Source organism: Sorangium sp. So ce590 (assembly GCF_051521365.1).
Taxonomy (GTDB): domain Bacteria; phylum Myxococcota_A; class Polyangia; order Polyangiales; family Polyangiaceae; genus Sorangium.
This window is the reverse complement of the sequence record NZ_CP150346.1, coordinates 7128381-7152088: the sequence shown is the minus strand read 5'-3', so window position 1 is coordinate 7152088 and position 23708 is coordinate 7128381. Positions and strand designations below refer to the sequence as shown.

Here is a 23708-nt window from a genome sequence, read left to right as displayed (position 1 = left end):
GCAGTATGTTGATTCATCAGATAGATTCAATCGCCAGCAGCACGCCAGGCCGCCTCGCCGTTGTCGCCGGCGAGCGCCGCCTGAGCTTTGGCGAGCTGGTGCGGCGGGCGAATGAGCTGGCCGCGTTCCTGGCGGAGGCTGGCAACTCGGACGGCGCGCTGGTCGCGCTCTACATGCAGCGGACGGCGGACGCGCTGGTGGCCCTGGTCGGCGTGATGAAGGCCGGCGCCGCGTACACGGTCGTGGAGGACGACGGGAACCCCGCAGAGAACATGAACCGCCTCGCGTCGATCAACGCGCGCGTCATCCTCTGCGAGCGAGAGCGCCTCGCTTCGCTGCGGGCGCTCGGCTTGCCCGCGATCTGCGTCGACGACGCGCGCCGCCCCTCCGCCGAGGTCGCGTTGCCGCCGGTGACCGCGGAGCAGGTCGCCTACGTGCTGTACACCTCCGGTTCGACCGGAAAGCCGAAGGGCGTCGCCGTCACCCACGGCAATATCGCGCACTACACCTCGGCGATCGCCGCCCGCCTGAGCGTCGAGCCGGGCCTCCGGTACGCCCACGCCAGCACCCTCGCGGCTGACCTGGGCAACACATCGCTGTTCCTCTCGCTGTACACGGGCGGCTGCCTCCACCTGATCGACGCACGGACGAGAAAGGACCCGGCCGCGCTGCGCGGCTACCTGAGCGACAACCAGATCCAGTTCTTGAAGATCACGCCTTCCCACTGGAACGCGATCTTCTCCCTCGCGACAGAGCGGCGCGACGAGGCGCTGCGGCTGCTCTACCTCGTGCTCGGCGGGGAAGCGCTGCCTGTCAGCCTCGCCCGGAGGATCCTGGACTCCGGCCTCGTCCGCACGCTCGCGAACCACTACGGCCCGACGGAGACGACCGTGGGCGTCACCGCCTATCCGATCGCGGGAGTCCAGCAGATAGCCGAGCTGAGATCGGACTCGGTGCCGATCGGCCGCGCGCTCGGCAGCACGGTGTTGAAGGTCCGCTGCGAGGACGGCGTGTTCCGCGAGAGCGGCGCGAGAGGAGAGCTGTACATCGGAGGCCCCTCCGTCGCCGCCGGCTACGTCGGGGATCCCGCCGCCACCGAGAGGAGCTTCGTCCTGATCGGCTCAGGCGAGGAGGCGCCCGGGCGGTTCTACAAGACCGGAGATTACGTGTCGATCGACGACGACGGCGTGGCCCTGTTCCTCGGGCGCGTCGATCGCCAGGTCAAGGTCAACGGCTACCGGGTGGAGCTCGAGCACATCGAGAGCGTGCTGCGCACGGTCGAGGGCGTCAGCGAGGCGGCCGTCTTCTTTCCGGAGGTCAGGGGCAAGAACCGGATCGTCGCCGCGCTCACGGGCCCGAAGTCCGACGACCCTCTCGACTGGCTGAAGACGCGGCTCGAGCGCCTCGTGCCAGAGCACATGATCCCGAGCGTCTTTCTGCCGATGGAGCAGCTCCCGCGCAACGAGAATGGCAAGACCGATCTGAAGGCGCTGAAAGAGCAGGTGCTGTCGCGGCTGGCCGAGGCGCCGCCGCGCGGCGCCGAGCGCCCGGCCGACGCTCCTCCCGCCGGATCCCCGCTCGGGCAGGAGGTGCGCGCGCTGTGGCAGCGCGCTCTCCAGGTGGATTCCTTCGGCGACGACGACGACTTCTTCGATCTGGGCGGCGACTCGCTGGACGCGATCCAGATCATCGCCGAGCTGCAGGTCAAGGGCCACGCGGTGACCGCGCACTCGTTCCTGAAGAGCCCGACCGTGTCGGGCCTGCTCCAGGCCATCCGCGACGGCGCCCGGGCGCTGCTGCCCCGGAGCGGCAAGCAGGCTGCCGGAGAGAGCCGCTCGTTCTCGGCCGCCCAGGACTTCTTCTTCCGTCAACAGCTGGCCGCTCCCGACCACTACAACCAGGCGGTCCTCCTCGAGTGCGGCGTGGAGGTCGACGCCGACGTGATGCGCAGGGCCCTCGGGCAGCTCATCTCGAACCACGCTTCGCTGCGTACGGCCTACGGCCGCGACGCCCTCGGCGACCTGGGTCGCGTCGTGGCCGCAGAGGACGCGGAGGGAGCGATGGATGTCTCGTTCATCGCGGCGAACACGAGCGAGGCCTCGTTCGAGGATCACATCGAGGAGGTCTCGCAGCGAGTGCAGCAGTCGCTCTCTCTGGCAGACGGGCGGCTGCTCCGGTGCCACCTGTTCAAGCGCGCGTCGGGGCCAGACCACCTCTTGCTGGTCGCGCACCACGTCGCGGTCGACATGATCTCCTGGCGGGTCCTGGTGTCCGAGCTGGCGAGGCTGTACAGCGACCACCGCGCCGGTACGCGCTCGCCCGTCGCGCCCAGCCGGACGACCTTCTGGGGCTGGGTCGCCCACATCGAGGAGCACAAGAGCACGCTCTACAGCAACGGCGGCGCATGGCTGGACGCGACGGCCGCGGCGGCTCGACTCACCGCGCCCAGGTACGACGCGTCGAACACCGATGGCGCGGCCCACACACTGTGGATCGGCTTCTCCGAGGAGGAGACTCGACTCTTGCTGCGGGACGTGACCACCGACCTGGGGACGCCCATTCACGTGGTCTTGCTGGGCACGTTCGCGTTCTGCCTGGCGCGTCGCCGAGGCCTGAGGGAGCTCGGCGTCGACGTCGAGAGCCACGGTCGGGTCGCGTTCGACGACTCGGTCGACGTCAGCCGCGTCGTCGGGTGGCACACCTCCACGTTCCCGGTGCTCATCGACGTGAGCGAGGTGAGCGTCCGGCACACGGTGGCCTCCGCGGCGTCGGCGGTGCGCGAGGTCCGTGATCTGGGCGTCGCTTACGGCGTGCTGCGCAGGGACGGCGCCCGGGAAGAGCTGCCGGCCACGCCGTCGGCGGCGGTCTGCTACAATTATCTTGGCGACATCGATTTCGGTCACGACCCCCGCTTCCCCGTCACCCCGGCCCGGTACGACATCGGGCGCGCGCGAGCCAAGAGGAACCACCGCGGCCACGAGCTGAAGCTCACCGCCCGGATCGTCGGCGGCCAGCTCGCGCTGGACCTGTCTTTTCCGGGGACATGGGGCGGAGCGGAGATGACAGCGGTGATGCAGGACATGAAGCGTGAGCTCGCCGCGCTGCTCGGATGGAGCGCGCCGGCCCCCCGGATCGTCGCGGAGCCGGGGACGCGCACCGGCCTCATCACGTACGTTCCGCCGGACCTCGTCGCGCAGACCGCCGCGCGGCTCCGGCCGCCGTACGGCGCGGTTCTCCTGACCGGCGCTACAGGCTACCTCGGCGTGCATGTGCTGCACGAGCTGCTGTCGCGGTCGAGGGCGCATGTCTACTGCCTGGTCCGCGGGAAGGAGGGCTCCTCGGCGGCGCAGCGGCTGCGCGCGGCGTTCGACTGGTATTTCCCCGGCGCGTCGCTCGACCGCCTCGTCGGGCGCTGCACCGTGATCGAGGGCGACGTCGCGCTGGAGCGCTTCGGGCTGTCTCCGGGGCTGTACGCGCACCTCGCGGCGGAGACCGACGCGATCTACCACTTCGCCGCCGATACCCGGCTGTTCGGGTCGGACGAGGAGTTTCGCAGGACCAACCTGACTCCGGTGCAAACCTGCATCGAGCTGGCGATGCATCGGCGGCCCAAGGACCTGCACTACATGTCCACGCTGGCGGTCAGCGGCGTCAATCCCGCCCCGGAGCCCGTCAGCTTCTCGGAGGACTCGCTGGACGTGGGGCAGGAGTTCCAGAACCACTACGAGTCGACCAAGTACATGGCGGAGCGCCTGATCAAGGGCTTCGAGGCGGCGGGCGGGCGCGGCTTCATCTACCGCTCCGGGAACGTCTCGGGGCACTCGCGGACCGGGCGCTTCCAGCGCAACGCTCGGGAGAACCGCCTCGTCCAGCTCCTGGCCGCCTGCGCCAAGGTGGGGAAGGTGCCGCGGCAGATCGAGGACACGATCGCGCTGAGCCCCATCGACCAGGTCGCCGCCGGCATCGTCGCGATCTCGCTCGATCCCCACACGCGGGGCGGCGTGTTCCACGTCGACAGCCCCTACGAGGTCGCCCTCGAGCAGGTCTTCGACGCGCTGCGGAGGAACGGCATCGCGCTCGAGCGGTCGGAGCACGCCTCGTTCTCGAGCGTCTTCGGCGCCGTCCGGGAGCAGGAGGACTCGGACCTCGCGCTGGGGTATTTCTGGGCGTCGAGGAAGCCGCGCAACGTCCGCTACAACCACGATAGAACGCACCAGCTGCTCTGGCGGCTCGGATGCTCGTTCTCCGAGCTCGGCGAGGAGTGGCTCTCGAAGTTCACCAGGTCGCTCGCTCGGGAGGGCGTCTTCGGCGCCGTCACGCCGAGCCGGAGGACCGGCCCGGCCGTCATGAGGGGCATTCGCGTGCGGAGCATGAAACGGGCTTCATAGCCTCGCGGCGCGGCGCATCGGCTCGTCCATGCGCCGCGTCGACGTCACGAGGCGGGAGCTCCACGGGCCAACCACCGCCGTCAGGGCGAACATCGATCGAGTCAACGACAGGGCGATTCATGGAAACGATCAGCGACAGGTTCAGCATCACGGAGAGAGACATCGAGAGTTACCGGCAAACCGGCTTCGTTCTTCTGAAGAGATTCTTCTCCGAGGACATGGTCCTCTACCTGAGGGACAAGGTGAGGGCGGAGCTCTCCACGCCCACGGACAGCTACCAGAAGGGCTTCAGCAGGCTGGGGTACGACCTGTGCTCCGGCGACGCGGTGATCTACGAGCTGCTGCGCGACCGGAGGTTCCGCGCGGCGATGTCGGCGCTCACCGGGCACCGTCTGTTCTTCACGCAGGGCGTTGGCTTCGAGCTGAAGAGGAATCTCAGCAAGGGCTTCGAGTGGCACATCGAGTCGCAGAGCTTCGGTTTCCACAGGACCGAGGATTACGCCTGCACCATCTGGGCGCCCCTCCACCCCATCGACACGAAGGGTCAGCGCGGCGGCATGAGGTACGTCCCGAAGGACATCATCTCCGGTGAATACATGTACTCTCACGTCGATCCCGCCGTCTTCAGGTGCATGCAGGAGCGGATCGACGCCGGCGGGGTCGCGTTCGAGGACTACGTCGCTCTGCGCGACGGCCCCCTGAACTCCTCCGGCATGAACAGCCTGCTCGAGTTCTTCGCCGTCGAGGACGATTACGAGCTCGGGGACATCTTGCTGATGGACAAGTACGTGATCCACAGGAGCGTCCTGCTGGGCGATGGTCCTCTCGAGTCGAGGGACGCGTTCTCCTTGCGGTTCATCTGCGAGACGTCGAGGTACGACCGCGCGCGGGCCCACATGATCGAGATCCCGCGCAACTATTTCAGGTACCCCGGCCCGACGAGGTTCCACCTCGATGTCTGCCAGAACGACGGCGACCGGATCGTGGACAGCCCGTTCTTCCAGGATCGAGAGCAGCGACGGATAGGCGTTTGATCCCCCGGAACCACGATCGGAAGCGACATGGCCCTGGTAAAAGACTTCTCTGTGTCCGCGGTGAACGCGGGGCTCGTGACGGTGCTGGTGGGCTTCACCAGCTCGGCGGCGATCATCTTCCAGGCGGCGGCTGCGCTCGGCGCGACGGAGAGGGAGATCGGCTCCTGGATGTGGGCGCTCGGCCTCGGCATGGGGCTGACCTGCATCGGGCTGTCGCTGCGCTACCGGATGCCGATCGCGACCGCGTGGTCGACCTCGGGCGCGGCGATGCTGATCACCGGGACGGCCGGCGTCTCGATGCGCGAGGCGGTGGGCGCGTTCGTCGTCTCGGGGGGCCTCATCACGCTGTGCGGGTTCACCGGCTGGTTCGAGCGGGCGCTGAGCCGCATTCCGATGTCGATCGCCTCTGGCATGCTCTCGGGCGTGTTGCTGCGCTTCGGCCTGGATGCCTTCGCGGCGATGAAGATCCAGTTCGCGATGACGATGGCCATGCTGTGCACCTACCTGCTCGGGCGCCGCCTCCTGCCGCGTTACGCGGTGATCTCGGCGTTGCTCGTGGGCGTGGCCATCGCGGGCGCCCAGGGCCTGCTGCACACGGGCGGCATACGCCTGGAGCTGGCCGAGCCGGTGCTCGTCGTGCCCCGGTTCTCCCTGCACGCGGTGATCGGCGTCGCGTTGCCGCTGTTCGTGGTCACGATGGCGTCGCAGAACGTGCCTGGGGTCGCCGCGCTCCGCACGTCGGGCTACAAGGTGTCGAGCTCGCCGCTCGTCGGCTGGACCGGGGCGACGACCCTGCTGCTGGCGCCGTTCGGTGCCTTTGCCCTGAACCTGTCCACGATCACGGCCGCCATCTGTGTCGGCCGGGAAGCGCACGAGGACCCGGCCAGGCGCTACGTGGCCGCCGTGGCGGCCGGGGTGTTCTACATCATGACCGGGCTGTTCGGCGCGACGATCGGCGCCGTATTCGCGGCGCTCCCCCGCGAGCTCGTGCTGGCGATCGCCGGGTTCGCGCTCCTGGGGACGATCGGGAACGGGCTCGTGTCGGCGCTCGGCCACGAGCGCGAGCGCGAGCCCGCGCTCATCACGTTTCTTGTCACGGCCTCCGGCGTGAGCTCGTTCGGTATCGGCTCGGCGTTCTGGGGGCTCGTCGCTGGCGTCCTGGCGCTGGTGGTCCTGAAGGCAGGACGCTCGTAGATTGTCCCCGGAGCGTCTCCCTGGTTCCCCGCGGAACGGCCGGAGCCAGGGAGGCGCTCCGGGGGACGCGGCGCGAGGGGCCGCCGCGATGGACAGACAGGCGGCGTGATGAGATCGAGGCGCTGTGCAGCGCGGGCCAATGCGCCGTGCACGCCGGTTACGGCGCGGGGCTCTCGAAGGCGGCCCGCGGCCAGGCGTCTCTGCTTCCTTGAACTGCTCTCGATGGCACAGATGCTGCAGCTTGCGCAGGTCGCGCAAGCCGAGCGCGGGTCAATCAGCGCAACTCAACAGCAAGTCAACAGACGATATTCCTGAGGAGACCGAAGATGAAACTGTATTTCATGCCCGGCGCCTGCTCGCTGGGGCCGCACATCGCGCTGGAGTGGACCGGCAAGCCGTATGAGACCGTCAAGCTCACGGCGCCGCAGACAAAGGAAGCCGAGTATCTCGCCGTGAACCCGCTCGGCGCGGTGCCGGCGATCGTCGAGGAGGACGGCTGGGTCCTCACCGAGGGCGCGGCGGTCCTGAGCTACATCGCCGATTCGTATCCGGAGGCGAAGCTCGGCGGCGACGGGTCGCCGCGCGGCCGCGCCGAGGTCACGCGCTGGCTCGCGCACCTGACGTCGGACGTGCACAAGGCGTTCGTGCCGCTGTTCGCGCCGGAGAGGTTCATCTCCGATCGCGGCCAGTGGGACGACCTCAAGGCGCACGCCGTGAAGAAGATCCGCGCGTTGCTGGCGCACCTCGACCGCCAGCTCGCCGGTCGCGACTTTCCGGTGGGCTCGCGCCGGACGGTCGTGGATGCCTACCTGTTCGTCTACCTGGGCTGGGCCGAGAAGCTGGCGGGCGGCCTCGCCGAGTTTCCCCATCTCGCGCGTGTCTTCGCGCGGATGAACGCCGATCCGGCCGTGCAGAAGGTGCTGCGCGACGAGCAGGCCTGACGTCGCGGCGCTACGTCCCCGCTCCTGGAGCCTTGCAGCAGCGAAACCCGATCTCGTAGAACCGGAACATCGGTCCATGCGAGTCGTTGGTCCCGCGGCACCCCGCCCACGGCTTGGACCAGTAGCCGCCCTTCAGCGACGAGCGGTGCGGCCACTCGGGTCGCGACGTCGACACCCACTCTTCCACGTTGCCGACGAGATCGACCGCGCCGTACGGGCTCACGCACGCCGGATACGAGCCGGACGGCTCGCCCTGCCAGAGCCGCTGCGTCTCGGCGGCCCGCACCGCCGGGTCATTCGACGCGAGCCGCCGCTCGCTGATGCCCCGGTAGGGCTTGCTCACGTTGCAGGCGGCCGGATCCTGCGCGTGGCCGTAAGGGAAGGGGAGCGCGGACGGCCCCTCGCACGCGAGCTCCCACTCGAACTCGGTGCAGAGGCGCTTGCCGGCGGCGGCGCACTCCCGCTCGGCCTCGACGAAGCGGAGCATCACGACCGGCAGCGCGCCCGCCCGGTTCGGCCACTCGTGGCGGTCCATGCACGTGCGCACCGGCGTGAAGCGCGGCTCGGCGGCGAACAGCCCGGGGAAGAAGCTGAAGCAGTGGCCGCCGCGGTAGCTCGTGCAGATCCGCTGCACGTTCTCCGTGTGGGTGCCCTCCACGAGCACCATGTCGGGCGGGCAGGACGCCGCTGGCCCGGGTCGGGGCAGCGCGTCGGCCTGGGCGAGCAGCGGGGCGAGCAGGAGGTCGAGGAGCACGGGGCGGCTCTCTATCGCAAAGCCGCGCGCGCCGCACGAGAGGCCGCACGGCGGCTCGTCATCGGCGCTCGCGCGGCGCTCGCGCCCCCGCCCGCGTCGGGTTAGTCTCGCGCCATGGGAATGACGCTGCTTAGGACGCGTATCGCTGCGCTCGCAGTCCTGGCCTGGGGGAGCGCCTGCGGTGGAAACGTCGTCGTCGACGGGATGCCCGGCGGGTCAGGAGGCGCCGGCGCGACAAGCGCCAGCGCGGTCGGCGTCGGCGTGACAAGCACCAGTGCGGTCGGCGTCGGCGTGACAAGCACCAGCGCGAGCTCGACGACGAGCTCGACGGTGGGGACCTCGACCGGGGTGGGCGGCGGCGACGCGAGGTCGAGGTGTGTGGACTACTGCGAGCTCTTCCTGGCGACGTGCGGGCAGGGACCGGGCGACTGCGGCGACTTCTGTAATGAGCAGGTGTCCGCGGCGCCAGAGTGCAACGGCCAGCTCGTACCGTTCTTCGATTGCGCGATGGACGAGGTGTTCAATTGCAACGTCATCCCGCCCAGGTGCCAGCCGCTCCTGGATGAGTACAATGCGTGTGCGTCCGACCCCGCCTGCGGGGCGATCGCGTGCTTCGACGGCGGCGGCAGGGCCTGCACCTGCAAGGGCTCGTGCCCGGGCGTGGACCTGGCCGCCGAGTGCCGGCCGAACGGGCCCGGCAGCATCCGCTGCTCTTGCCTCGTCAACGGCGTGGAGGTGGACTTCTGTCAGGACAACGGCGCGGCGTGCGATCTCGCCCTTGGCTGCTGCGGGCCGATCTTCGAGCGGTTCCGCTGAGGGGTACGAGCGGCGTTCGCCATGGAGGACGATCAAGGGAGCGCGGCGCGAGGCGGGGCGCTCGCCGAGGCGATGGCGAGCTGGGTGGGGGCGCGGATCGACGCGGCGCACGCGAACCCCGCGACGGGGCTCGTCGCGCTGGCCGTGTACGCCGGAGCGCGGCGCGTGCTTGGCGTCGGCATCGGGCCGCGCGTCGCGGGGTCGGGGGTCCTGCCGCGGCTGCCGCGGCTCCGCGCCGACGCGTCGCACCCGCTGCTCGCGGCCATGCGGGCCCACCTGGTCGGCCGCCGCGTGCTGGCCATCGAGGTGCGGGGCGACGGGATCGCCGTCATCGCCGGCGATGTGCTTCTGGTGGAAAAAGACCAGGAGAGCGAACTGTTGAGCGAAGCGGGGGCGGCGGTGGCCTCACCCAGGTTGAGCCCGGGGGCGGCGGTGGCCTCACCCAGGTTGAGCCCGGGGGCGGTGGTGGCCTCACCCAGGTTGAGCCCGGGGGCGGTGGTGGCCTCACCCGGGTTGAGCCCGGGGCCCGCGGCCTCACCCGGGTTGAGCCTTGGGGCGGCGGCGGCCTCACCCGGGTTGTGCCCTGGGGCGGCGGGGGCGGCGGCCTCACCCGGGTTGAGCCCAGGGGCGGCGGCGGCCTCACCCAGGTTGAGCCCCGCGGCGCGGCTGGAGCTCGCGCCGGGCCGCCGCGGCGAGGTGCGCCTGCTGGACGGCGCCGGCAACCTCATCCTTCGCTGGCCGCCGCAGGGGAGCGCCCCGCCGGCCGAGAGCGCCTACCCGGCGGATCCCCTGGCCGCCGGCGCGGCGCTGGTCGAGGCGAGCGACGACGCCGCCGCCGGGCAGGAGAAGGCGGCGCTCGCGCGCGCCGTCAAGGCGCGGCGCGCGGCGATCGAGCGCAGGGCCGAGGCGGTGCGCGGCGATCTCGGGCGGCTGGGGAGCGTGGCGCGCCTCCAGAAGACGGGGCAGCTCCTGCTCGCGCAGGGCGCGCGGGTCCCGCGGGGGGCGGCGCGAGCGCTCCTCGACGACTGGGAGACCGGCGGCAAGCTCGAGGTCGCCCTCGACCCGGCGCGCCCCGCGAAGGCGCAGGCCGAGGCCTTCTTCGCCAAGGCGCGGCGCTACCAGCGCGGCGAGGCGGTGATGCGCGCGCGCCTCGCCGAGACCGAGCGCGCCCTCGAGGCGCTCGCCGCGCTCGCCGCGGACGTCGCGGCGGCGGAGGCGCGGCCGGAGGCGCTCGAGCCGCTCGCGCAGCGCGCGCGCTCCCTCGGCATCGCGCGCGCGGAGCTCGCCGGGGTGGGCGCCGCGGGGGCGGGTGAGCCGGGGATGCCCGGAGCCCGCGGCCGGCGGGCCGCCCGGGCCGCCCCGCGGCGGCCGTTCCATGCTTACCGGAGCGCGTCCGGCGCGGCGATCCTCGTCGGCCGGGGCGCCGAGGACAACGACGCGCTCACGACGAAGCATGCGCGGCCGCACGACCTCTGGCTGCACGCGAAGGGCGTCGTCGGCTCGCACGTCGTCGTGCCGCTCCAGAAAGGGGCGAGCTGCCCCGCCGACGTGCTCGTGGACGCCGCGACCCTGGCGGCGCACTTCAGCGACGCGCGCGGCGAGGCGGTGTGCGAGGTGAGCTATCTCCCGCGCCGCTACGTGCGCAAGCCGCGCGGCGCGGCTCCGGGCGCGGTGGTCTTCGACCGGGAGAAGGTCATCGCCGTCCGCATCGAGGCAGAGCGCCTGTCGCGGCTGCTCGCGACAAAGGAAGAGGCCTGACGGCCGCCCTGATCCGGCTCAGGCCGCGAACGCCCCCCGGACCTGCTCGTTCAGCTGATCGAGCCGGCGCGCCGGCAGCTCCGCCGCGCGGGCGAGCGACTCGATCACCGCGCGCTCCGCGTCGGAGATCCCCTCGCTCGCGTGGGCCACCGCCAGCGCGACGAGGATGCCCTCCTCCACCGCGTCGCAGTCCATGAGGATCTCCGCGAGCAATCGCACCCGCGGCTCGACGCCCGCCGCCGCGATCACCTTCAGGCTCGCCTCGATGAGGTAGCGGACGAGCTCGGCGTTGAGCTGGGTGCCGAGCATCGGCTCGATCAGCTGCCGCAGGGCGTCGATCTCCTCGGCGTCCACGTTGCCGTCGGCGTTCGCCACGAGCGCGCCGAGGTCGACGATCGGGGTCGGGTTGTACTCGTTCAGATCGAAGCGGGCGCGGAGCAAGCCGGCTGCCTGCTGGATCAATGCGGGAGGTTTCATGTCGTCTCCGCTCCGGCGATCCGGCTCATGACTCACCACCTCTCGGAGCGCGGCGCCGCACCGTCTCGGCCTCGCTGAGCCCGAGGCAGAGCTGCGCCCGGAGCGCGCGCAGCCCCTCGAGCACCTCGGCCGAGACCTTCTCCGACTCGGCCCGCTCGATGGCCGCGTCGAGCGTCGCGAGCCGGCCTGTCTGGAGCGCCTTGAGCGAGTAGGTCATCTGCACGAACGTGTCGAAGAGGTCCCCGAGCTCATCGCCCTTGCGCAGCCCCCCTCCGATGGTGAGCCGCGTCGTGCCCACCTGGCGGCAGAGGCGCTTCAGCTGGTGGACCGGCCCCACGATGCGCTGGGTGATGAAGATCCCGAGCACGCCGAGGACGACGAGGAGGAACACGCCGCCGCCGACGAGGATGTTGAGGAGGCGCTGTCGCAGCCCCTCGACCTCGGCGCGCCGCTTCGCGACCTCCGCCAGGTTGCGCTCGTGCTCGCGGTTCGTCTTCTCGAGCTCCTCGTCGAGGGTGCTGTCGAGCTCGGCGTTGTCGCCGCCCAGCGCGGCGGTGCTCATCTTCAGGATCTTGGCGCTGTTGGCCGCCTCTTTGAGCGCGAGCTCCGCCTGGGTCGCCGCGTACTGCGCCTGCTCGTTCGCGACGCTCGCGGTCTGCCAGATGACGAGTCCGAGCACCGCCATGACCGCGAGCACCACCGAGACCAGGAGCCCCGTGTACTTGAGCTGGAATCGCGGATTCAGGAGCAGCTTGCGGCGTGGGGCCGGGCGGGCTGTGGCGTGATCCTGGGCGGGAGAGGTCATGAGGTCTCGTCAGCGGGCGGACGGCATCACCGCCTGCCCAGGACAGGGCGCGAGCGGGGTCGCGCCGGTGCGACCCCCCCGAAAATGCACTGCCTTCTCACTGGTACCCCATTCCTTGCGCCGGTCGCAAGGGTCATTCAGAGGTCGAACAGCGTCCCCTGCCGGCTCGGCCGCCGGAAGGTCGAGCGCTCTTTTGCCTCGTCCGCCTCGTCGCCAACGCGCGCGGCGTTCAGCTCGAGGCGCTGGCAGTGCACCTCGAACAGCCGCTGGATCGCCGCCCAGCGCGCGCCTGCGCCCTGGAATCGCGCCCCGAAGGCGGCCTCGTTCATCTTGCCGCCGCGCATCTCCTGGATGCCGCGGCGGACCTTGCCGGCGCGGTCCGGGAAGGCCTCCTCGAGGCGCTCGTCGAAGACTGGGAGCACCTCGCGCGGCAGGCGCAGCGGCATCATGAAGGCGCTCTGCGCCCCGGCGTCCCGGGCGCGCTCGAGGAGCTCCGGCACGTCGCTGTCGTTCAGGCCGGGGATCATGGGCGACAGGGAGATCCCGGTCGGCACGCCCGCGTCCGAGAGCGCGCGCATGGCTTCGAAGCGCAGCGATGAGCGGCTCGCGTACGGCTCCATCTTGCGCGCCACCGCGTCGTCGGCGAAGGGGATGCTGAAGTGGACGCGGGCGCGCGCGCGCCGCGCGAGCTCGCCGAGCAGGGCGGCGTCGCGCCGCACGAGCGCGCCCTTGGTGATGAGCCCGACGGGGTTCCGGAACGCGAGGCAGACCTCGAGGCAGCGGCGGGTGAGCTCGTAGCTCGCCTCGAGCGGCTGGTAGCAATCGACGTTGCCGGAGAACACGATCGTATCGCCCTGCCAGCCCGGCTTGTTGAGCTCCTTCTCGAGCAGCTCGGGCGCGTTCGCCTTGACCACGATCTTGCGGTCGAAGTCTGTCCCGGCGCCCCAGCCGAGGTACTGGTGCGAGGGCCGGGCATAGCAGTAGGCGCAGGCGTGGATGCAGCCCCGGTACGGGTTGACGCTGTACCGGAATGGAAGATCGGGGCTGTCGTTCGCGGTCACGATGGATCGGGCCTGCTCCTCGAAGACCTGCAGCGTCGCCGGGGGCGCCTCTTCGAGGTACTCGACCTGCGTCGAAGACCACGGGTTCGGAGGGTTGTTCACGGGGCGCGGCATGGTGTGGTCAGCGCCGGGCGAGGAGGCGGTCGCTGCGCGCGCAGTGTAGCGCGTCCTGGCCGGGATGGGAGCATTTGTTCAGTGGAGACCGGCGGGCTCCACATCGCGGCGGGCTGAGCGGCGGCGGGCGCGCCGGGGAGGCGCGCGGCGGCGCCGGGGAGAGCGGATTGACAGGGCAGGGGCGGCCTGCTGGCATGAGGGCGCTCAGGAGCGACGTGAGGGACATGGCCAATCAGAGACAGCCCGGGTTCGATCTTCGCAGCACGTACCTGCACCTCGCCGACGGGGGCGACGCGCTGCCCATCGAGGTGAGGCCGACGTTCTGGCAAGAGCTGATGTCCGGCGACTCGAAGGCCGCGGACATCCGGCGGATCACGGACGATGGAGGCTGGCTGGTGATGCGGTTTCACCTGACCGAGGACACGCCGCAGTGGGAGATGCACCCAGCCGGGGACGAGATCCTGTGTCTCCTGTCGGGCGCGAGCGACGTCGTGCTGGAGGAGCAGGGCAGCGAGCGGGTCGTCGCGCTGGTCGCCGGGACGACGTGCAAGGTCCCGCAAGGCGCGTGGCACCGGTTCATCGTGCGCGAGCCGGGGGACCTCCTGTCGATCACGTACGGCAAGGGGACGCAGCACCGGCCGCTGTAGCTGCGCGGCGGCGACACCGGCTCACGCTCGTCGTCCGCCGTGCCCTCGGTGCCTGATGTCCCTAACGAGCCTCAGCCCTGCCCGACGACGCGGCGGTGGTCGACCATGAGGCAGCGGCTTTGCACGACGAGGATGCCGGCCTCGACGAGCCGCTCGGCCACCCTGTCGTTCCGGATGCCGAGCTGGAGCCAGACGGCGCGCGGCCGGGCGGCGAGCAGGTCGGCGAGGTGCGCTGTGACGTCCTGGCCGCGCCGGAAGACGACGACGATGTCGATCGGTCCCGGGACGTCCGCCACGCGGCGATAGACCGGCTGGCCGAGGATGGTCTTCACGTCGGGGTAGTAGACGGGGACCGGGATCACCTCCACGCCCGCGCTCTGCAGGTAGCTCGGGACGTAGAAGGCGGGCTGATCCGCCTGCGCCTCGATCTTGATGCCGAGCACGGCGACGCGCCTCGCTGAGCGGACCAGCTCGGCGACCCGGGCCTCGTCCTGGCTGATGTCGCGAATGTCGTTCATGCAGGGAGTGTACGTCCGCCGAGCCGGCGTGGCACCCATGGCGGACGCCTTGCCTCCGCTGCAGCGGCTGAAGCCGAGCTCGCGGAGGATCTTGCGGTCCTCGATGGCCAGCTGGACGATGGCGCTCCATCGCCGCATCAGCCTTGTTCCTGCGCAGACCCATCAGCCACTGGAGCCCCCGCTCCGCCTTCCGCCGGTGCGTCGGCCGGGCCATGAGGACCTCCCTTGCAGGACGACGACGCGAGGCCCGAGGACGCGTCCACGGGGGCGGAGCGGGAGCGCCCAGAGGCCGGGCAGGGGCGCCCCGCAGGCGCTCAGGGAAGCCACGACGTCGACAATCTCCCGGGCCACCGCGGCGACGCCCTGCGGTCCAGCGACGCGAGCGAACAAGGGCGCCAGGTGCCCGAGGTCGTCCTTCGTCCAGTCGTCGAGGAGATCGGGGCGCCGCTTCCAGTCGAGGTGCTGCAGGAGGCGCTGGCAGAGGTGGCGCGCGTGCCGCTCGGTCATCGAGGCGGCCAGCGGGACCAGCGCGAAGAGCGCCTCGTCCCAGCCGTCTCCAGACGGCGTCGCGAGCCGCGGCGGGGAGATGCGCCGGCACGGCAGCCTGTGCCTTGACCCGGTCGGATGCCTCGGGCCGCGCCGCCACGAGCGCGAGCGCGTCGTCCGCGCGGCCGAGATCGCCCAGGCGCGCCGCGACCGCCGTCACCATCGGCCGCCGGAAGCAGGGCGCAGCCGCGCACGCCTGGACCAGCGCGGGCACGAGGTCGGCAGGCGCGTGGGGCGCGAGCGCGCACACGCTCCAGCACGCGTCCGCCGGCAGCTCGAGCGCCAACGCCTCCGGCGCGCTCGGCGTCGGGCAGCTCGCGCGCCAGCCGAGGCTACACCGGATCCACCCAAGTCCACTTGTCCGAGAACAGGCACACGTAGATCGTCGCGTTGCCCATCAACGCCCCGTCCATCTCCACATCCGGCACCACCTCGTTCCCGAGCTCCGGTGGGATCGGTCGGTAGCCGGGGTACGTGGCCTCGATCTCTTCTGCGACCGCCGCCGAGATCTCGTCGGGCTCGCCCCTGTCGTGGATCCCGTAATAGGGCCCGAGAAGGCTCACGTGGAAGCTGAGCGAAGCCCTGTCGCTGAGCGATGGAACGGGCCCCGAGTCCTCGGGGCGATAGATGCGGGCCGAGTAGGCCGGCTCGACCCCCCCCGCCAACAGGCTGAGCGACTCGTTCTGAAGGCTGTATCGATCCCCCACGCGGCGGATCATCGCTTTCCACGTCAAGTACTCCGCTCGCCCGCGGTTTGCGGCTTCCACCAGGCGGCGGCGCTCCTCCGTGTCGTCGTAGCAGGGCTCGCTGGGAGGCACGTGGACGCGCTCGAAGTTACGCACGCCCCGCGGGTAGAAGCGGTAGACGACGTCGAGCAGCTCGGAGCGAGTTATCATCATGGCCTCATCACCGTGGCGCCGAGCCGCGGGTACTTGGATTTGAACGTCGCCCGCATCTCGTCGATGAACCTACTGCAGAAGATCCCTTCCGGGAGGTTATAGTTCATGCGGCGTGCGACGTCCTCTGCGATCCCTATGCTGAGCATGGCCGCACGGTTTGGCCGGATTCGCCCCATACGCTGAGTCCGTAGCGGCATCCCTACCCTGAAAGAGCACGTCCAGCGGCGCACCGGGCGCAGGTTATGCAATTTCGAGAATGGCAGGTTGGCCTTGGCCTCCTGCCATCCACCGCCCTCGTCCTTGCCGTCATCTTTGACAATGGTGCCGAAGGGGAAATCCTTCCGTGAGAAGGAGACGATGGGGAACTGCTGCTGAGCTTCGCCAGTCGGATCGCCTGCGTTCGTTGGCTCGGCATCCAGTATGCACGAGATGCCGAAGAGCGAGGAAAACAGAGCGAGGATGACAGCGGACAGGCTCTTCATGAGCGAAACCTAACGTCCGCTCTCGAGCCATCCAGTCCGGCGGATCCCGCAGAGCATCGGTACTGGCCACGGAGGTCCTTGCGCCCCCAGATCAACCTGAGCACGATCGAGCGCTCGGGTGGGGTGTTGGCATACATGGGTGAAGCCATCGCCGTCTGAAGTGTCGGGTGGCGGCGTGGACGTCGGAGCGAGCAAGCTGACAGGTTCGCTCATCGCGGTGCTCAGCTTCAAGATGGATGGATAGTTGAGCGGCTCCGATCAGGTTTGCTGAGGAACAGAAGACCAAGCCCCCTCGGAAAACTTGCGAGAAGTCGTCCGAGAGGGCTCGCTCCGGGGGTGGCTTGCATCCAGTGAGCGCGCGCCGCGATTGAATCGCTCGAGGCGCCGCAGCGGCGCGCTACGGCGCCTCGAGCTGACCGTAAAAATTGTCACCCCAGCAAGTGATCGTCTGATCCGCCTTGATGCCGCAGGCGTGAAAGGCGCCGCCCTCGATGCTGGTAAAGCGGTCGTTGGGTCGCGACTCCATGGGGATGAACACCTGCTCGCCATCGACGACCGTCGGCCGCTCTCCCCAGCAGGTTGCCGCGCCGCCGGCTTCGAGCCCGCAAGAGAAGCCGTAGCCGGCGGTAAGCGCGGAGAAGGGGCCCGTCGGCGCAGTGAGCTGCTGGTGCTCGTCATTGCCCCAGCACACCGCCGTGCCGTCGGAGACGCGTAGCCCGCACGCATGGTAGTTGCCGGCCGCGAGCTGAGAGAACGTTTCCCCAGCTGGGACCATGAGCGGATCGAGCCGGGCGTCGCCCCAGCAGGTGGCGGAGCCCGCCGCGTCGAGCACACAGCTCAAGGTTTGCCCGCATACGATTTGCGTGAAGCCGCTCGCCGCCGGGTAGTCGTCGAGCCCGCGGCTGAGCTGGCCCCAACACTCGATAGCGCCCGCGCTGGTGAGCCCGCACTTGTGATACGTGCCGGCGCAGATCTGCGCGAATCGGCTGGCGGGTGGGTCAAGCTTTCCGCCGTAGTTGTCACCCCAACAACCGAGGCTGCCGTCGGGACGGAGCCCGCAGCCATGGTCGCCCCTGAAGGCGATCTGCGTGAACGGTCCCGCTGGTGGCTCGAGCTGACCGTCGCGGTTGCCCCCGCCCCAGCACGTCACCTCGCCGCTCGTCAGCAGCGCACACGTCGCGGCGTCGTCGGCCGAGATGGCTCGAACCTTCTGCGTGCCGGTGTCAACCGTCTTCTCGGAGCGCCGTCCGTCAGGGACGCTGCTGCAGCCTTGAACGACGAACACGCCCAGCGCGCACCCCAACACCTGCCTCACCATGCGGCTCAGCATGTCAGATCCAGCGCCCGCCTGGCAACTCGCGTGCACCGCGCGAGGGAGCCCGGCGGCCAGCTTTCAGAGGTTGAGCTTGCGGAGAATCAACGAGGGGGGCCAGGAGAGCCAAGCCGCTCGTGTCGTGGTACTGGTAGCAGATCGGCTGCGACATCGAGAACTGCAGGCATCGCCACCCGCTCGTGGGCGTCCCTGTGCGCTGACGACGCGAACGAATGAGGCGTTCTCAGCCCGCGATCCCCACGGCCGACATCATCAAAGGCCGCTCCAATCCAGTGGATTCGAGCGGCCTCGGTCGCGCGGGCACCCGCCGCGAGCCGCTTTGTTACCACCCCAAAGCTTCGATCATCTTCTCGCCATAACGCGTGCCCATGAGAACAACGGACGCATGATCGAAGTGGTACTCATCCATGACCTTGGTCCCCTGCTGAGTGATCCAGTATCCCTGAGGCAACATGTCGGCCGCCTGGTGCACGAGGTTGTTATGACCGCTGCAGCATCCGCCCCCGGGGAGCTCTCCAAGAATGAAGGGAACGTCGTAGTCGGCCCCCCAGGCTGCTTTCACCTCGTTATAGAGCTGGACGACCTTGCCGGGCCATGAGCTCTGGCCGCTGTCGGACTCACCCTGGTGGAAGATGATGCCCGCGAAGCGCGCATTCTCAGCCGTCTTCGCTTTGGCGATCTTGTTCAAGATCATCTGGTGATGTGAGCCACCAGAGATGAACGTGTTGATCGACTCACCGCTCTCAGCGGTGCCGACCAGCCCGATCGTATCCCCCTCAGCCAGCTTTCCGAGCAGGGTCTTGCCGAACCAGATGCCCGGGTCGACGGCGGTCGACAGGTTCCATCCTTTTTCACCAGGGCAATCGTTGAGCGGCGGATTGGCCACGTTCCACTGTCCGGCCGGCTGATTGCATCCGCCGAGGACCTTGAGCCGCGCGTCAGAATTCTGGTCACTGGCCTGTTTGTCTGCGACACCGGCCATGTTCGACTGGCCCATGAGCATGAAGACGTGAAACGTCGGACTTGAGCTCGGTGCGCCGCCGGTGCCTGCCCCGCTGCTAGCCGATGCGGTCCCTCCCGTGGCGCCACCTCCAGTTCCAGCGCTCGTGCTGCCCGCCGCGTCGCCTCCGGTCCCCGCGCTCGTGCTGCCCGCCGCGGCGCCTCCGGTCCCCGCGCTCGTGCCGCTCGTCGAGGCGCCTCCGGTCCCCGGACTGGCCCCTCCGGTGTTGTCGTTCTCACCGGTCGCGCCGGACTCGCCACAACCGGACGCCGCGATGATGAAGAGAAATGGGAGGAGCAGGAGTCTGCGTGTGCCTCGGCCTGTGCGGCTCATCTCGGTCATGGTCGTTACCTCGTCGCGCCGGGGCGCGATCTGAAGAGAATGGCGGAATTGGTAGGCCGGCGTCGCGACGCCGGTGCGGCGAACCTCGCCCGCAAAGAGCTCAGCGCCGGGACCTAGCCTATCCCATCTTGGGAGCTTGGCATCCAGGATTCGGCTTCAGGACAGCACAGGGAGAAGACCGTTGATGCTGAATTCTTCCATTGTCGGCGGCGTTCGCTCCTCGCTGCGCCTCGATCGTCGACCGATCCTCTCGAAGCGAAGCGGTTTCTCGGTCCGGGACCGCGGAAATTTGAAACGGACGCGTCGCGCGGGCAACGCAGGGGAGCCATCACGAGGCAACCGCGCTGCGTCGCGAAATTTGCGAGCCTCTCGGAGTCCCCAGCTCTGCTGGGCGAAGCGGTCGACCAGCGCCCCGAGGCACGGCGCATCTCCAAACACCGTGCCCCACCGCTTGAAGGAGAGATCTGTCGTGATCACGACGGAGCGGCTCTCGTGCCTCTTGCTGAGGATGCGAATCAAGAGGTCCGCCGCGCTCGCCTCCTCCTCGGCGAGGACCTCCCCGACGGTCCGGTCCTTCTGGGTCGGGGCCGGCGGCTGCATCGCGACCGTCGCGACGGACCTGGCGCAGCGCAAGCCCCCCGCCCGCCGCTTGTGGCAGACTCCGCCCCGTGAACCTCGACCGGCTCCCGGCGCTCTGGGCCGACCTCTTCCGCTCCCCCGCCTCGCTGCCCGTCGCGCTCGGCCTGTCGCTCGCCGTCCTCGCGCTCGGGTTCGTCGCCTACCGCCTGCTCTTCGGCTTGCTCTCGCGCGTCGCGCGCGCCACGCAGACGTCGCTCGACGAGCTCCTGCTCCGGCGCATGCGGCTGCCGGCGCGCGGGCTCGTCGCGCTGCTCGCGCTCCACACGTACATTGCCCTGCGCGGGGGCGAGCTGCCCAGGATCCACAAGGGCGTGCTCCTCCTGGAGCTCGCGCTCGCGTCGTACCTGGTCATCGAGTTCGCCGAGACCCTGGTCATCGACTACTGGCTCGCCGAGCGCCAGAAGGTGCAGATTCCGGCGCTCGTACGGCACCTCCTGCTCGCGATCCTCTACCTGGTCGCCGGCCTCTCGATCGTCGGCGCGGCCACCGGGGTCGACCTCGTGCCGCTGCTCGCGACCTCGACCGTGATCACGGTGGTCCTCGGCTTCGCGCTCCAGGACACCCTGGGCAACCTCTTCGCCGGGCTCGCCTTGCACTCCGAGCGCTCGTTCGGTGCGGGCGACTGGATCCTCGTCGACGGGATCGAGGGGCAGGTCGTCTACGAGGGCTGGCGCTCGACCCGCCTCAGGACGTTCTCCGGAGACATCGTGATCCTGCCGAACTCGATCATCGCCAAGGCGCGCGTGCAGAACTTCTGCGCCCCGGACCGGACGTGCGCGCGCAACATCGAGATGCTCGTCTCGCTCGACGCCGCCCCGGAGGCCGTCGAGCGCGCGGCGCAGCGCGCCTGCGCGCAGGTGGCGGACATCCTCCGCGAGCCGGCGCCCAGGCTCTGGCTCGCCGCCGTCACACCCCTCTTCCAGCGGTACGTCATCAAGTTCTGGATCGCCGACTTCGAGCGCCACGATCTGCTGGAGTCCGAGGTGATGAAGGCGTTCTTTCGCGCGTGTCGCGAGGAGGGCGTCGCGCTCGGCCCCGCCGCGGCGCAGCCCGGCCTCGCCCTCGATCCGCGCGTCATCGACCCGCGCGCCGCCGTCGATCCGAGGATGGCCCCGCTGGTCCTGCCGGCGATCGTCGCGGTGCCGGCCGCCCCGGCGCCCGCCGCCGCGAGCGGCAAGGCCGACGCGGGAGCGCCGCGCCAGGGGCGCTCCGCCGAGCCGCTCCCGGAGCGCTGAGCCCCGCGACCGGACACCGCGGGCGCCGGAGATCGCTCGCTCCGGCCGCCCGGGCGAACGCGGCCTGTCGCGGCCTGTCGGGCCCCTGATTTGGCTTGGTCCGGCCCTGCCGCCGCGGTAGCCGATCGGTATGCCCGACCACCCGTCTGTCTCCCCCAGCAAGGTCGCGATCGTGGGCGCTGGCAGCGTCGGCGCGACGATCGCTTACGCCTGCCTGCTCCGCGGCGCGGCGAAGGAGGTCGCCCTCTTCGACGTGAACCGGATCAAGGTCGATGCCGAGGTGCTCGACCTGAACCACGGCCTGCAGTTCGTCCCGGTGGCGACGCTCGAGGGCAGCGATGACGTCGAGGTCTGCCGCGGGGCGCACGTGGTCGTCATCACCGCCGGCGCGAAGCAGAAGCCCGGACAGAGCCGGATGGACCTCGCCACCGCGAACGTCGCGATATGCCGCGAGCTCCTGCCGAAGCTCCTGGCCGTCGCGCCGGACGCGCTCTATCTGCTGGTGACCAACCCGGTCGACGTGATCACGTATGTCACGCTCAAGCTGACGGGCCTCCCGCCTGCCCGCGTGATCGGCAGCGGCACGGTGCTCGACAGCAGCCGGTTCCGCTTCCTGATCGCCCGGCAGCTGAACGTGGCCGTGCAGAACGTCCACGCGTACATCGCCGGCGAGCACGGCGACAGCGAGGTGCCGCTGTGGAGCAGCGCGAGCGTCGCGAACATCCCGCTCGACGCGTGGTCGGTGCCGGGCCACGGCAAGATCGGCGCGAGCGACCGGACGGCGATCTTCCACGGCGTGAAGAACGCCGCTGCCCAGGTGATCTCCGGCAAGGGCGCGACGAACTACGCGATCGGCCTGGCGACAGCCAAGATCCTGGAGGCCCTGCTCCGCGACGAGAACCGCGTGCTGCCCGTCAGCAGCCTGCTGAGCGGCTACCGCGGGATCGACGACGTGTGCCTGAGCGTGCCGTGCATCGTGAACCGGTCTGGCCTCGAGTCGCAGCTGCCCATACCGATGAGCCCCGAGGAGGACGCCGGCCTCCGTGCCAGCGCGGACACGATCCGCAAGGCGATCCGGTCGCTCGGATTCTGAAGATCGCGATCCGGATCGGTCGCGACGCCGAGGCCGATCTCTAGCGGGCTTGCTCGATGCCAGCGCCGAACCAACAGGTCAAGGCCTCCCGAAGGCCCTGATCCGTGCCGGCTCCGACCCAGGCGACATGGCCGTCGGGTCGGATCAACAGCGCGGTGGGCGCGGCGACCGGGCCGATCACGGGCAGCTCCCACGGCCCGGTGGTTCGAGCTTCGAGCCGTCGAACCCGATCCGCCCACGGCCCGATGTCGAATGCGCCGGGCGCGCCGAGGTCGAGCAGTACCGGTCGCGCTTCGTGCAGAAGCGTGAACACCCGCGTCGAGCCGCGCTCGGTCACCAGATCGAGATCGGGCATGCGACGCCCGAGCAACGGGTGGCCCGGACCGAGATCGTAGTGGATGTCCAGGCCGGACATCATGCCGGCGTAGTGCTTGCGAGGCTCGGCCATCTTCAAGAGCTCGGACATCCTCGTCTGCAAGACCTTCGTCCGTTCGTCGCCCCGCATGAGCGCGACTTGCGCCAGGCTGTTTTCCAGCACGCGCGCACCGATCGGATGCCGCTCGGCCTGGTAGGTGTCGAGCAGCGCCTCCGGCGAGCTGCCGCGTAGCACCTGGGCCAGCTTCCACCCCAGGTTCACCGCGTCCTGGACACCGATGTTGAGTCCTTGTCCGCCGGTCGGCGCATGCACGTGCGCGGAATCGCCGGCCAGGAGCACGCGTCGCTCCCGGTACGACGCCGCCTGCCGGGCCATGTCGGTGAACCTCGAGACGTAGGTGACGCCGTGAACACCGAAGTCGGTCCCATAGACGGCGACGAGCGCTTGCCGGAGGTCGTCCAGCGTCGCCTCGCCGCCCTTTTTGACGTGCGGCTCGTTCAAGACCACGCGCGCGCGCTTGCCGTCCTCCAGCTTGCCGATGGCATTGATGCCCCTCTCGTTGGGGCGCATGCCCCACGCCGGCTCTTCGGTCATGTCGACCTCGGCAATCAGGTAACTGATCGACGGGTCCCATCCCGGAAAATCGATGCCGGATTTCTTGCGGATCACGCTGCGACCGCCGTCGCATCCGACGAGGTACTGCGCTCGCAACCGGCCGCCGTCGCTCAGCTCGACATCGACGCCGGCGTCGTCTTGCACGAAGCCCGTCACCTCGCGGCCGCGATAGGTCGGTACCGCCAGCTCCTCGACCCAGCCGGCGAGGATGCGCTCGATGTGATTCTGTGTCAGCGCGAGCCCGTAGTTGTGGCGAGTCGGAAAGTCGCTGAGATCGAGGCGGTTCATCGCGAAGCCCGTCACCTGCATGACGTTCCCTTGCGAGAGGAAGCGCTCCGCGACTCCGCGCTGATCGAGCACCTCGATCGTGCGGGAATGCAGACCGCCTGCCCGCGATCCCACGAGGTCCTGGTTCTTGCGCCGCTCGACGATCGCGACGTCGACCCGTGCGAGCGCGAGCTCGGCCGCCAGCATGAGCCCCGTCGGGCCTCCTCCCGCGATCACCACCGCATGCTTCGTCATGGCCACACCGCGTCCGGGTTCGTCGTGCATCTCGAGCCTCCGTCGTCGCGCGTTTCTCGTATGCGCCCGGAGAGATGGCCACGAACGAGCGCGCCGGCATGCCCCTCACACCCAGCCGA

21 protein-coding genes are annotated in these 23708 nt (G+C 69.9%); 9 read left to right on the top strand and 12 right to left on the bottom strand.

What is annotated here, in order from left to right; all coding sequences use genetic code 11:
• Positions 1 to 5 precede the first annotated feature (5 nt).
• The 4 genes from WMF28_RS26685 to WMF28_RS26670 all read left to right on the top strand — a co-directional run bounded on the left by WMF28_RS26685 (position 6) and on the right by WMF28_RS26670 (position 7557).
• Positions 6 to 4388 carry an amino acid adenylation domain-containing protein gene (locus WMF28_RS26685; RefSeq protein WP_437596141.1) on the top strand — a complete coding sequence of 1461 codons (4383 nt, stop codon included), beginning with the start codon at positions 6 to 8 and terminating at the stop codon, positions 4386 to 4388.
• Between the two features lie 119 nt (positions 4389 to 4507).
• On the top strand, positions 4508 to 5422 hold the full coding sequence (locus tag WMF28_RS26680) for a hypothetical protein (protein WP_437596140.1): 915 nt from the start codon (positions 4508 to 4510) through the stop codon (positions 5420 to 5422).
• Positions 5423 to 5437: 15 nt separating this feature from the next.
• Positions 5438 to 6616, top strand: a complete 1179-nt coding sequence (locus tag WMF28_RS26675; protein WP_437604317.1) for a benzoate/H(+) symporter BenE family transporter — start codon at positions 5438 to 5440, stop codon at positions 6614 to 6616.
• A 326-nt stretch (positions 6617 to 6942) separates the two neighbouring features.
• A complete protein-coding gene (locus WMF28_RS26670) occupies positions 6943 to 7557 on the top strand; it encodes a glutathione S-transferase family protein (protein WP_437596138.1) in 615 nt (204 codons plus the stop codon).
• Between the two features lie 10 nt (positions 7558 to 7567).
• Here the strand turns inward: WMF28_RS26670 and WMF28_RS26665 are convergent, their stop codons facing one another.
• Entirely contained in the window at positions 7568 to 8311 is a 744-nt protein-coding gene (locus tag WMF28_RS26665) for a formylglycine-generating enzyme family protein (RefSeq protein WP_437596137.1), read from the bottom strand.
• A 261-nt stretch (positions 8312 to 8572) separates the two neighbouring features.
• Between WMF28_RS26665 and WMF28_RS26660 the strand changes: the two genes are divergently transcribed.
• Both WMF28_RS26660 and WMF28_RS26655 read left to right on the top strand, forming a co-directional pair.
• Complete coding sequence (locus WMF28_RS26660; protein ID WP_437596136.1) at positions 8573 to 9127, top strand: hypothetical protein; 555 nt, start codon at positions 8573 to 8575, stop codon at positions 9125 to 9127.
• Positions 9128 to 9148: 21 nt separating this feature from the next.
• The gene (locus WMF28_RS26655) at positions 9149 to 10885 is read left to right on the top strand and encodes an NFACT RNA binding domain-containing protein (RefSeq protein ID WP_437596135.1); all 1737 of its coding nucleotides are present in this window, start codon (positions 9149 to 9151) and stop codon (positions 10883 to 10885) included.
• Positions 10886 to 10903: 18 nt separating this feature from the next.
• On the opposite strand, the gene WMF28_RS26650 is transcribed toward WMF28_RS26655, so the two are convergent.
• From WMF28_RS26650 to WMF28_RS26640, 3 genes are all read right to left on the bottom strand, one after another.
• Complete coding sequence (locus WMF28_RS26650; protein ID WP_437596134.1) at positions 10904 to 11362, bottom strand: tellurite resistance TerB family protein; 459 nt, start codon at positions 11360 to 11362, stop codon at positions 10904 to 10906.
• Between the two features lie 25 nt (positions 11363 to 11387).
• Positions 11388 to 12167, bottom strand: a complete 780-nt coding sequence (locus tag WMF28_RS26645) for a HAMP domain-containing protein (protein ID WP_437596133.1) — start codon at positions 12165 to 12167, stop codon at positions 11388 to 11390.
• 137 nt (positions 12168 to 12304) lie between these two features.
• Complete coding sequence (locus WMF28_RS26640; protein ID WP_437596132.1) at positions 12305 to 13342, bottom strand: PA0069 family radical SAM protein; 1038 nt, start codon at positions 13340 to 13342, stop codon at positions 12305 to 12307.
• Between the two features lie 224 nt (positions 13343 to 13566).
• Here WMF28_RS26640 and WMF28_RS26635 point away from each other — a divergent pair, with 224 nt between their 5' ends.
• Positions 13567 to 13989: a cupin domain-containing protein gene (locus WMF28_RS26635; RefSeq protein WP_437596130.1), complete on the top strand. Its 423-nt coding sequence runs from the start codon at positions 13567 to 13569 to the stop codon at positions 13987 to 13989.
• Between the two features lie 71 nt (positions 13990 to 14060).
• Here the strand turns inward: WMF28_RS26635 and WMF28_RS26630 are convergent, their stop codons facing one another.
• The 7 genes from WMF28_RS26630 to WMF28_RS26600 form a co-directional block, all read right to left on the bottom strand.
• Positions 14061 to 14507 (bottom strand): CoA-binding protein, encoded by a 447-nt coding sequence (locus WMF28_RS26630; protein ID WP_437604316.1) that lies wholly within the window; start codon positions 14505 to 14507, stop codon positions 14061 to 14063.
• Positions 14508 to 14669: 162 nt separating this feature from the next.
• Positions 14670 to 15014 (bottom strand): hypothetical protein, encoded by a 345-nt coding sequence (locus WMF28_RS26625; RefSeq protein WP_437596129.1) that lies wholly within the window; start codon positions 15012 to 15014, stop codon positions 14670 to 14672.
• A 371-nt stretch (positions 15015 to 15385) separates the two neighbouring features.
• Positions 15386 to 15952, bottom strand: a complete 567-nt coding sequence (locus WMF28_RS26620) for a hypothetical protein (protein ID WP_437596128.1) — start codon at positions 15950 to 15952, stop codon at positions 15386 to 15388.
• Positions 15949 to 16434 (bottom strand): hypothetical protein, encoded by a 486-nt coding sequence (locus tag WMF28_RS26615; protein WP_437596127.1) that lies wholly within the window; start codon positions 16432 to 16434, stop codon positions 15949 to 15951. The genes WMF28_RS26620 and WMF28_RS26615 overlap by 4 nt, the downstream gene beginning before the upstream one ends.
• Before the next feature lie 397 nt (positions 16435 to 16831).
• The gene (locus tag WMF28_RS26610) at positions 16832 to 17764 is read right to left on the bottom strand and encodes an RCC1 domain-containing protein (RefSeq protein WP_437596126.1); all 933 of its coding nucleotides are present in this window, start codon (positions 17762 to 17764) and stop codon (positions 16832 to 16834) included.
• Between the two features lie 325 nt (positions 17765 to 18089).
• Positions 18090 to 18770 carry a sialate O-acetylesterase gene (locus WMF28_RS26605; protein ID WP_437596125.1) on the bottom strand — a complete coding sequence of 227 codons (681 nt, stop codon included), beginning with the start codon at positions 18768 to 18770 and terminating at the stop codon, positions 18090 to 18092.
• A 495-nt stretch (positions 18771 to 19265) separates the two neighbouring features.
• A complete protein-coding gene (locus tag WMF28_RS26600) occupies positions 19266 to 19709 on the bottom strand; it encodes an ATP-binding protein (protein WP_437596123.1) in 444 nt (147 codons plus the stop codon).
• Between the two features lie 68 nt (positions 19710 to 19777).
• On the opposite strand from WMF28_RS26600, the gene WMF28_RS26595 reads away from it, so the two are divergent.
• Both WMF28_RS26595 and WMF28_RS26590 read left to right on the top strand, forming a co-directional pair.
• Entirely contained in the window at positions 19778 to 20983 is a 1206-nt protein-coding gene (locus WMF28_RS26595) for a mechanosensitive ion channel family protein (protein ID WP_437596122.1), read from the top strand.
• Positions 20984 to 21113: 130 nt separating this feature from the next.
• Positions 21114 to 22076: an L-lactate dehydrogenase gene (locus tag WMF28_RS26590; RefSeq protein ID WP_437596121.1), complete on the top strand. Its 963-nt coding sequence runs from the start codon at positions 21114 to 21116 to the stop codon at positions 22074 to 22076.
• A 40-nt stretch (positions 22077 to 22116) separates the two neighbouring features.
• On the opposite strand, the gene WMF28_RS26585 is transcribed toward WMF28_RS26590, so the two are convergent.
• The gene (locus tag WMF28_RS26585; protein ID WP_437596120.1) at positions 22117 to 23619 is read right to left on the bottom strand and encodes an FAD-dependent monooxygenase; all 1503 of its coding nucleotides are present in this window, start codon (positions 23617 to 23619) and stop codon (positions 22117 to 22119) included.
• Positions 23620 to 23708 lie beyond the last annotated feature (89 nt).

Bases quoted from the DNA above. Each gene is read 5' to 3' on its own strand.
- WMF28_RS26630 (WP_437604316.1), bottom strand. From the start codon at position 14,507: ATGAACGACATTCGCGACATCAGCCAGGACGAGGCCCGGGTCGCCGAG.
- WMF28_RS26605 (WP_437596125.1), bottom strand. From the start codon at position 18,770: ATGCTCATGGGCCAGTCGAACATGGCCGGTGTCGCAGACAAACAGGCC.
- WMF28_RS26590 (WP_437596121.1), top strand. From the start codon at position 21,114: ATGCCCGACCACCCGTCTGTCTCCCCCAGCAAGGTCGCGATCGTGGGC.
- WMF28_RS26670 (WP_437596138.1), top strand. From the start codon at position 6,943: ATGAAACTGTATTTCATGCCCGGCGCCTGCTCGCTGGGGCCGCACATC.
- WMF28_RS26600 (WP_437596123.1), bottom strand. From the start codon at position 19,709: ATGCAGCCGCCGGCCCCGACCCAGAAGGACCGGACCGTCGGGGAGGTC.
- WMF28_RS26645 (WP_437596133.1), bottom strand. From the start codon at position 12,167: ATGACCTCTCCCGCCCAGGATCACGCCACAGCCCGCCCGGCCCCACGC.
- WMF28_RS26640 (WP_437596132.1), bottom strand. From the start codon at position 13,342: ATGCCGCGCCCCGTGAACAACCCTCCGAACCCGTGGTCTTCGACGCAG.
- WMF28_RS26650 (WP_437596134.1), bottom strand. From the start codon at position 11,362: ATGAAACCTCCCGCATTGATCCAGCAGGCAGCCGGCTTGCTCCGCGCC.
- WMF28_RS26625 (WP_437596129.1), bottom strand. From the start codon at position 15,014: ATGACCGAGCGGCACGCGCGCCACCTCTGCCAGCGCCTCCTGCAGCAC.
- WMF28_RS26620 (WP_437596128.1), bottom strand. From the start codon at position 15,952: ATGATGATAACTCGCTCCGAGCTGCTCGACGTCGTCTACCGCTTCTAC.
- WMF28_RS26610 (WP_437596126.1), bottom strand. From the start codon at position 17,764: ATGCTGAGCCGCATGGTGAGGCAGGTGTTGGGGTGCGCGCTGGGCGTG.
- WMF28_RS26615 (WP_437596127.1), bottom strand. From the start codon at position 16,434: ATGAAGAGCCTGTCCGCTGTCATCCTCGCTCTGTTTTCCTCGCTCTTC.
- WMF28_RS26680 (WP_437596140.1), top strand. From the start codon at position 4,508: ATGGAAACGATCAGCGACAGGTTCAGCATCACGGAGAGAGACATCGAG.
- WMF28_RS26655 (WP_437596135.1), top strand. From the start codon at position 9,149: ATGGAGGACGATCAAGGGAGCGCGGCGCGAGGCGGGGCGCTCGCCGAG.
- WMF28_RS26685 (WP_437596141.1), top strand. From the start codon at position 6: ATGTTGATTCATCAGATAGATTCAATCGCCAGCAGCACGCCAGGCCGC.
- WMF28_RS26635 (WP_437596130.1), top strand. From the start codon at position 13,567: ATGGCCAATCAGAGACAGCCCGGGTTCGATCTTCGCAGCACGTACCTG.
- WMF28_RS26585 (WP_437596120.1), bottom strand. From the start codon at position 23,619: ATGCACGACGAACCCGGACGCGGTGTGGCCATGACGAAGCATGCGGTG.